An 8,260-nucleotide genomic window follows, 5' to 3' on the forward strand; every position below is an offset into this window, starting at 1 on the left:
CCTCTTTAAACGACTCTCCGGCATTCTGGTTCTGCACAAAATTTTGCAAACCTTTGTCGCCGCTCAGCGCAAGCCAGTAGGATACCTCCATTCCGGCAGACATATAGGCGAGCATCACGTGTTTTTGTCCGCCATTGAAGAAGTCTTTGATCGTAGCAATCTGATCCAGTTCCAGGATCTGCTGTCCGCCGCCGGTGTAGTACATCCACTCGTCCATATATTCCAGGTAGCGGCCGGCGGGATCGGGGTTGTTGACGAACCTTCTGTCGAGCATCAGGGCCAGCCCCTCATTAAACCATTGCGGGATTTCTGAGGTCACTTTCCACCAGCCAATTCTTTTCAATAGTTCAATGTGCCCCATTTCGTGGGCAATCACGTCCAGATTTGCGCCTTGTTCGTTGAGTACCACATAACTGGTACCCCAGGGAGTACCGACGCTGCAGCCCGCGCCTTCTGTGCTGCTGCAGTAACGCTGGTACTGCTGCGGGTTGCTGCAGATGATGATTTTAGGGAAAGATTTTTTGCCGGTGTAAAATGAATCAACCCGCATTTCTGCCAGGCTGACAATCCGTTTAAGCTTTTTGTAAGATGCAGGTTTGATTTCGGGGCTGAAATAAACTGCTCCGCTTTCCCGAAAACCTGAAAGTGCGATCAGTTCACAATGAAAAACCTGGGGATAAAGAAAGAATAAGCTTGCCGGAATGATAAATACCAGCGCGACGATCACCTTAACAATTCGTAATGCGCGCGCTGGTACCGGGTTATCTTTCAAAGAAATGCTTTTTTACACTAGAAGTGTTACGGTATTGTTGGCTTGCAGAGCTTGCCCTACCAGCTTTTATTGTTTGTCATGCTGAGCGCAGTCGAAGCACGCTACTCGCAAGTACAGTGCTTCGACTGCGCTCAGCATGACAAAGCCTAGGTTAGCGTAGCAAAGCTTACGCTCTACTATAATTAATGTTTAAAGTGGCGCACGCCGGTGGTTACCATGGCTACACCGTTCGCGTTGCAGTATTCAACTGAATCTTTGTCGCGGATGGAGCCGCCTGGCTGTACTACTGCGGTGATACCTGCTTTATGCGCGATTTCGACGCAGTCTGCAAATGGGAAAAATGCATCTGACGCCATTACCGCGCCATTCAAGTCAAATCCGAATGCATTCGCTTTCTCGATCGCCTGACGCAATGCGTCCACGCGGGAAGTTTGTCCCGTTCCGCTGGCGAGCAGCTGGTTTTCTTTCGCCAGTACAATCGTGTTGGATTTGGTATGCTTGCAAACCTTCAATGCGAATTCCAATGCAGTCAGTTCCTGCTCGGTTGGCGCTTTCTCGGTTACAGTTGTGTATTGAGAAGCTACTTCGGTTGACAAATCTTTATCCTGCACCAAAACGCCGTTCAGAATAGTTTTGAACATGATCTGCGGCAGGTCCACCGCATTTCTCTTCAACAAAATCCTGTTTTTCTTGGACTTCAAAAGTTGAAGCGCATCTTCGTCATATTCCGGCGCAATCAGGATTTCCATGAATAGCTTGTTCAGCTCTTCGGCAGTGGCCAGGTCCACTTTTGCATTTGTAATAACAACTCCCCCAAATGCAGACACCGGGTCGCATGCGAGCGCATTGTCATAAGCTTGCTTTGCAGTAGGCGCCGTAGCAATTCCGCACGCATTGGTATGTTTGATAATCGCGAAAGTCGGGGCTGCACCTTCAAATTCATCAATCAGGTTCACACAGGCATCTACGTCAACCAGGTTGTTATAGGAAAGCTCTTTACCGTGCAGTTTGTCGAAAATCCCTTCCAGGTCGCCGTAGTAAGTTGCATTCTGATGCGGGTTTTCACCGTAACGTAAAGTTTGAGATTGCAGGCTGGTAAAATCAAAAAGGTCTTTGTCTGTTTTCTCTTTACCCGCGGTAAAAAAGCGGTTGATCGCTCCATCGTAATGGGAGGAAACACCAAAAGCCTGACCTGCGTAATAGCGGCGGTCTTCCAGATCGGTAGTACCTGCTTTGGCAGTCAAAAGTTCTACCACTTCTGCATACTGCGAGCGGGAAGACACGATTAATGTATCCTTGAAGTTCTTCGCGGTTGCCCTGATCAGGGATATACCGCCAATGTCTATTTTCTCAATGATATCCTCTTCACCCGCACCGGAAGCCACTGTTTCTTCAAACGGGTACAAATCTACCACCACCATATCAATGGCAGGAATGTTGTACTGAGCCGCCTGAGCCACATCACCTTCGTCGTCGCGACGGTACAAAATACCGCCCATAATAGCCGGGTGCAAAGTTTTGACACGACCGCCGAAAATGGAAGGATAACCTGTCAGTTCCTCCGCTGCTGTCACGGGAATGCTCAGGTTTTCGATAAAAGTCTGCGTGCCGCCGGTTGAGTACAATTTTACACCATTGCTGTGCAAGAGGCGAACCAAAGGTTCAAGTCCGTCCTTATAATACACAGAAATAAGTGCGGATTGGATTTTTTTAGACATTGTAAAATGTTAACTGTAAGATGCTCTGACTGAAAATAAACCGCAAAGATAGCCTAAAAATGTGCGAAGTTTGAAGTGAAAGGAATGAAAATCGAGGCAGGGATTTAACTTATTACCGCATTTAAAAAAACAGAAAATATGAACCTGGACCTGAACGGAAAAACAGCGATCGTGTGCGGCGCAACACAAGGAATCGGACTTGCTTCGGCAGTTGAGCTGGCATTATTAGGCGCAAATGTGACGCTGGTAGCCCGAAATGAAGAAAAACTGCGCAATGCGGTAGATACCCTCGATACTTCTGCGGGACAACTTCATCGCTACGTGGTAGCAGATTTTTCCGACACTGAAAACGTGAAAGAAGCAATCGAAAATTATCTGCGCCTTTGTCCTGAGGTTCATATCCTGATCAATAATACAGGCGGACCTTCCGGCGGGCCGATTATCGAAGCGGAGAGCGAGCAATTTCTCAAAACGTTTCAAATGCATTTGATCAACAATCAGTTTTTGGTACAATCTGTTCTGCCTTCCATGAAGAAAGAAGGATTTGGCCGCATTGTCAATATTATCAGCACTTCCGTTAAGCAGCCGATTGCCGGCCTGGGTGTTTCCAATACGATCCGGGGCGCTGTGGCGAGTTGGGCCAAAACATTGTCGCTGGAAATCGCGCAGTTTGGCATTACCGTAAACAATGTACTTCCTGGCTATACCGAAACAGCCCGGCTCTATTCTGTTCTGGAAATGCGCGCCGAAGCTCAGAATAAAACTGCCAAAGAGGTCGGTCGCGAGCTCGCAGCCAGTATCCCGATCAGGCGCTTTACCAAAGCAGAGGAAACTGCCGCCGCAGTAGCATTCCTATGCAGCCCCGCCGCTGCCAGCATTAATGGAGTGAATTTGCCGGTTGATGGAGGCAGGACAGAGAGTTTGTAGCATCAGCGCCAGCCTAGTCCAACACAGACACCTGCAACCGGATCAAACCGGCTTTTTAAAATTGCTGGAGTTAATCTGAGTTTCAAAACATATATCCACTTTGGACTAACAAAATGAAAACGCGCCCCGGCCAGGGCTACCGGCGTAGCAAAACGGTGCTTTACCTTGGCAACTGTATTTAAATTCTTATCGTATGGATCGATAAAAAACGCGCCCAAACCGCATTCAAGATAAGCTTCAATGGACTTGTTTCCCGGATGCGGATAGCAGGATTTCCTGCGATATGGATTTAGTAAAAAGTTATAGGTGCCTGCTGCCGATAATGAAGGACTTTTGAATCCGCTTCTTTCAAGCCAGCCCAAACCAGCCTGTATCCCTGCGAAGGAACGAGGCTTATAAGCAGTAATGGCTTCTGCCATTACAGCGAACTGCGGAGCAAGTCCGGCGATTTCTGCACCTACATTAGCCCGAATTCTTGTATAGTAAGGTTGTGAGCTGCATTTCAAGGATACTAAGATGAGAAGGGTAAGCAGTCGTGGCATAAGAAAGATTTTCAAAGCCAAAACATAACGCAAAACTGTGCAGGCTAGTACTGCAATGCTGTGACTCGCAAAATCAAAAAAAATACTTCCAGTTAACAGAAGGAATGATCGTGCCGAAAACAGAGAGGCGGTAACTTACGAGCCGGGAGCCTATTTGTTTGAAGTAGATTGAATATGGGTTCCTTCTTGCATATACATTGTAGATTGAGAAAGACCAGAGTGAATAACGGCGCTGGTCAGTAGTGGTGCGGGTGTCTTTGGTAAAAGAAATATCCGCTCGATGGTAATCGGGCACGCGGTCGAGGTTCCTTGCGGAGTAATCCTGTACAACCACATCATTGACCCTGTAAGTACCATCTGGAAAGGTGATCGGCCGACCGGTCATGTAAACAAAATTGGTACCGAAAGTCCAGTTCTTTTTCCATTTCCACTGGGTCGAAACCGTAATGCTGTGCGGACGATCGACCGTAGCGGGGTACCAGTCTCCCTTGTTGATCTGCTCCGACGGGAATGCCGATTGAACGCGGGCGAAAGTGCGGCTGTAAGTATAAGAGAGCAACCCGGTGACCACACCTTTTGATTTTTGCACACTCACTTCCACGCCGTAAGCTTTTCCTTCTGCGGGTACCAGGTCGGTTTCTAATGCCGGGTTCAACAGTAAAGTAGCGCCGTTTTTGTACTCGACAAGGTTATTTAAATGCTTTTGATAAACCTCAATGGATGTTTCAAATGCATTCTCATTGAAATTCCTGAAATAGCCGAGCGCGATCTGCGTGGCAGTTTGCGGCGGAACGAAATCATCGGCCATTTTCCAGAAATCTACGGGAGAAATGGCGGTTGTATTGGAAATCAGATGCAAATACTGCCGCGTTTTGGTATAGCTCATTTTGAGGGAACTGGTACCGCCGGTATTAATCCTCACAGATAACCTCGGTTCAAATCCGCCAAATCCGGTAATCTTTTTTCCATTACCAAAAACGAGCGTATCACGAACCGACTCCGGCGTGCGCGGAATGCCATTTTCGTATTGATACACAGTTCCCGCGCCTACATTCCTGAATGCAACATACCGCAGGCCGGCATTCACAGACAACCACGGAACCGGGTTCCATTCATCTGATACAAAGAATGCACTTTCCAAGGCTTGCTCCTTCTCCATGTCAATGTGGGTGATATTGGAGTTTTTTTCCGGTGATAGATTACCGGGAGAGAGCCGGTATTGTGTAAAATCAACGCCGGCTTCAAACTTATGCCGCGGCTGAGGTGCCCAAAGCAAATGTAAATGCGCATTGTGCTGCCGGATACCCGACTGAAACTGATATTCTATCGTGGGCGAAATCCCGTTCAGGTTGAATGTGTAGTGACTAAGGTTAGCGCCCAACTGAATGGACAATACTTTATTAATCTGCCTGTTCCAGTTCAATGTAGCCGTGGTTGACCGCCAGCCGTAAAGTGTATCCTCCGGAAATTTGAATGCATCCTGACTGTAATAACCCGAAGCTGAGATCACACTATTTTCGGATATTTCGTAGGAAAGCTTTCCATTGAGGTCAAAAAAGAATGCTTTGTTCTGGTTTGTTGGTGCTGGAAAACGTTTGATCAGCAAATTGGGATAAGCCACTCTGCCTGCCGCCAGAAAAGTAAGCCGTTTATTCTTCGTCAGAGGCCCGTCGGCCATGATACTCGCTGTCATTAAACCTACCCCGGCCGATACATTTACGCGCTCCTTGTTGCCGGTGCGGGTGTTGATTGTTAGTAAAGATGAAAGCCGGCCGCCGTAACCCGCCGGAATATCGCCTTTATACAACGTTACATCGCGGATCGCGTCGGCATTTACATTACTCAAAAAACCGAGTAAATGGGAAGTGTTGAACAAGGGAGCTCCGTCGAGGAGTACGAGATTCTGGTCTGTGCGGCCGCCGCGTACGTTAAACCCTGCGGTACCCTCGCCTACTGTATTCACACCCGGCTGCAATGTAAGTGCCTTAATAATATCTACCTCGCCGAACACGACGGGGATGTTTTTCAGGTTTTTGATATCCAGTCTGGCCACACTCATCTGGCTCGACCGCACATTCTCATCGGGCGCTTTCTCCTTTACGACCAGCTCCATTAAGTCCCGCGTTTCAGGCGCGAGCTTTATATCCATTCCTGAAAGTACCTCCTGGTAATTGATGGTAACGCTTTTTGAAAAATACCCGACAGAAGAAAATGTTACCGGCTGAGAGCCAGCTCTCAGGCGAATGCTGAATTTACCCAAACTATCCGTGAGCGATGCGGCTTTTGAAACCCGCGACACCACCGACGCATTCACCACCGCTTTCCCGGAAACCGCATCGAGCACGGTACCTTTGAGCGTCCAGTCTGCCTGCGAATAAGCCAGTTTGGGTAACAGGAACAATACCGCTGCGAAAAGCAGCAGTCGCAGGTTATTTCGGGTCAAAAGCTTGCGGCGCGTTTTCATTACCAATTTGCGGGAGGATTAAGTTGCCCCTGACTATAAATGAGCTGACAGTTGCCGTCTTTGACAAAAACATCTCCGTACTTGATTTCCAGCCGGGCCGCATTCAATGTATCCCCGGGGATGGTAAGTCTTCGCTTGCTGACCGCGGAAGAGCCGAAGTAACCCAGCGCAAGCACATTCGGATCGTCTTCGCGGTGCACATTTCCCTCAATTGAAGCGGGCAGCGGATCAAACAGCGAACCGTTTCGCTTACGCTGCTCTTCAAATTTTACCCAAAACTGATAAGCCGGTTTGGTAAGGGAATATTGGCGCACTTCCAGGTAATGCCGGCCTGCGTAATATACGGGTGACGCCATAATGTGGCGCCGGCTGATGCTGTTTCCATTCACCAGCACATCCGAAAGTACATCACTTCTTGACCCATAAACGGGTACCCAGCACCATTTGCAGCAATAGCCCATTCCGATCGGCTCGCCGGTAGACAGGCGCGGCACGTAACCATAGCCCGACCAGCGGTAATAGTTACCCTGCGTCGCGGGATCTTTGGTATCCAATAATATTTCATAGTGATCAGGCTCGTCGATCTTTGCATCATCACGCTGCCGGTACTCTGCGTAAATGCGGTCAATTTCGGCGACGGGATTTAACAGTTCCGGTTCTGAAATGTAGGTTGCGCCGCCAGGCAGTGTGATTTTCAACTGATAGCTTTTGCCTGTCTTACCTGTAAATGTGGAATCGTACATCCAGTAATAAGCCGGGGTAAGTGCATCTTGGACCAGCTTCACAGTGCGCCCGCCAATTTCGGTAATGCTCACATCCGCGCCATTAACAGGAATTTCAGCCTGACCGTAAATCAGTGAATTATACTCGCCTGTGAATGTAAGCTTGACGGTATAAGGCGGTTTTTCATTCGTGACCAGACCCTCCACCACCAGCCGCGACTCGACTGAACGTGCTGGAAGCTGCACTTCATCCACACAGCCGAAGCAGATCAGAAATAACAGGAAAGGAAGTACCGTCCTGGCGGACCGGAGTATAGCTGACATTTTTATTAAGGATTGAATTCCCAAAAGTCTGTGCACCCAATGATTTCTTTTGACCCTGAACCTTCCAGTTGCCTGTTTTCGTAACCCCAGCCCAGGTACGCTTTGTTAGCTGCCGACACGGAAACCGACAATCGGCTCCCCTGCCCCGGGTACTCGGAATGGTACCGCCAGGTATTCGCGGCAGCATCATATTCCCAGATATCCCGCAGCCCGTTTCCTTCGGCATCTACCCCGAGGCCGAAATAACCTTTGTTTTTGACTGCAAATCCTGTCGCCTCACTGCGCAGCTTACCCGGAAAGTCGGCTTTTCTTGTCCATTTATCTTTGGTAGGATCATAAGCAAACAAATGCGGAACTGCCCCGGGAAGCTGGTTGACAACATAGCCTGTGCCACCAACAGTAAATGCAGCAATGCGGCCTGTTTTCTCAGGAAGCGGCGCGAGCTGTGCCTGGTCCCAGGTAATATCCAGCGACCACATACTTCCGTTATCGTTTTCTTTCAGGAGGTATGCTTTGTCAAAAGTCAAAAAGTATTTAATGTCTTTATCAATTCCTTCATAGAGCGGAAAAACCACCCCTGAATGCTGACCAATGTAGTAGAAGCTCATGGTCCACCAGAAGTCATTGAGGTACGCTTTCTTGGTGGGCAGCTTATCATCGTCAAGATATCCGAAACCCATAAAAATCAACTCGCGGTCGCCGAGCTGCCCGAGGGGAAAAGCAATTGCATTATGCCTGGGAATGGGCTTTTTGCTTTCGGTACTTTCCCATTTTCCATTGATAAATTTCAA

Annotated in this window: 6 protein-coding genes and 1 pseudogene; 1 reads left to right on the plus strand and 6 read right to left on the minus strand. The window is 48.5% G+C overall.

The annotated features are described in order from the left end of the window. Together ACTIE6_RS04425 and purH are read right to left on the minus strand one after the other, a co-directional pair. A partial coding sequence (locus ACTIE6_RS04425; RefSeq protein WP_439555475.1) for a hypothetical protein occupies positions 1-772 on the minus strand: 772 nt, incomplete at its 3' end. 182 nt (positions 773-954) lie between these two features. Further along, positions 955-2,490: a bifunctional phosphoribosylaminoimidazolecarboxamide formyltransferase/IMP cyclohydrolase gene (gene purH, locus ACTIE6_RS04430; RefSeq protein WP_439555476.1), complete on the minus strand. Its 1,536-nt coding sequence runs from the start codon at positions 2,488-2,490 to the stop codon at positions 955-957. Between the two features lie 138 nt (positions 2,491-2,628). On the opposite strand from purH, the gene ACTIE6_RS04435 reads away from it, so the two are divergent. After that, positions 2,629-3,417, plus strand: coding sequence for an SDR family oxidoreductase (locus ACTIE6_RS04435; RefSeq protein ID WP_439555477.1), 789 nt, complete (start codon positions 2,629-2,631; stop codon positions 3,415-3,417). A gap of 2 nt (positions 3,418-3,419) precedes the next feature. Here the strand turns inward: ACTIE6_RS04435 and ACTIE6_RS04440 are convergent, their stop codons facing one another. From ACTIE6_RS04440 to ACTIE6_RS04455, 4 genes and pseudogenes are all read right to left on the minus strand, one after another. After that, positions 3,420-3,959 carry a hypothetical protein gene (locus ACTIE6_RS04440; RefSeq protein ID WP_439555478.1) on the minus strand — a complete coding sequence of 180 codons (540 nt, stop codon included), beginning with the start codon at positions 3,957-3,959 and terminating at the stop codon, positions 3,420-3,422. Between the two features lie 73 nt (positions 3,960-4,032). Further along, on the minus strand, positions 4,033-6,423 hold the full coding sequence (locus ACTIE6_RS04445) for a TonB-dependent receptor (protein ID WP_439555479.1): 2,391 nt from the start codon (positions 6,421-6,423) through the stop codon (positions 4,033-4,035). Then, on the minus strand, positions 6,423-7,469 hold the full coding sequence (locus tag ACTIE6_RS04450; RefSeq protein ID WP_439555480.1) for a DUF4249 domain-containing protein: 1,047 nt from the start codon (positions 7,467-7,469) through the stop codon (positions 6,423-6,425). Before ACTIE6_RS04450 ends, ACTIE6_RS04445 begins: the two co-directional genes overlap by 1 nt. A gap of 5 nt (positions 7,470-7,474) precedes the next feature. Next, positions 7,475-8,260, minus strand: a pseudogene (locus ACTIE6_RS04455) (hypothetical protein); the annotation flags it as partial.

The sequence above is a fragment of the Dyadobacter sp. genome, assembly GCF_051859145.1.
Taxonomy (GTDB): Bacteria; Bacteroidota; Bacteroidia; order Cytophagales; family Spirosomataceae; genus Dyadobacter.

Excerpts from the sequence above, each read along its gene's own strand:
- purH (WP_439555476.1), bottom strand. The coding sequence starts at position 2,490 with ATGTCTAAAAAAATCCAATCCGCACTTATTTCTGTGTATTATAAGGAC.
- ACTIE6_RS04440 (WP_439555478.1), bottom strand. The coding sequence starts at position 3,959 with ATGCCACGACTGCTTACCCTTCTCATCTTAGTATCCTTGAAATGCAGC.
- ACTIE6_RS04435 (WP_439555477.1), top strand. The coding sequence starts at position 2,629 with ATGAACCTGGACCTGAACGGAAAAACAGCGATCGTGTGCGGCGCAACA.
- ACTIE6_RS04450 (WP_439555480.1), bottom strand. The coding sequence starts at position 7,469 with ATGTCAGCTATACTCCGGTCCGCCAGGACGGTACTTCCTTTCCTGTTA.
- ACTIE6_RS04445 (WP_439555479.1), bottom strand. The coding sequence starts at position 6,423 with ATGAAAACGCGCCGCAAGCTTTTGACCCGAAATAACCTGCGACTGCTG.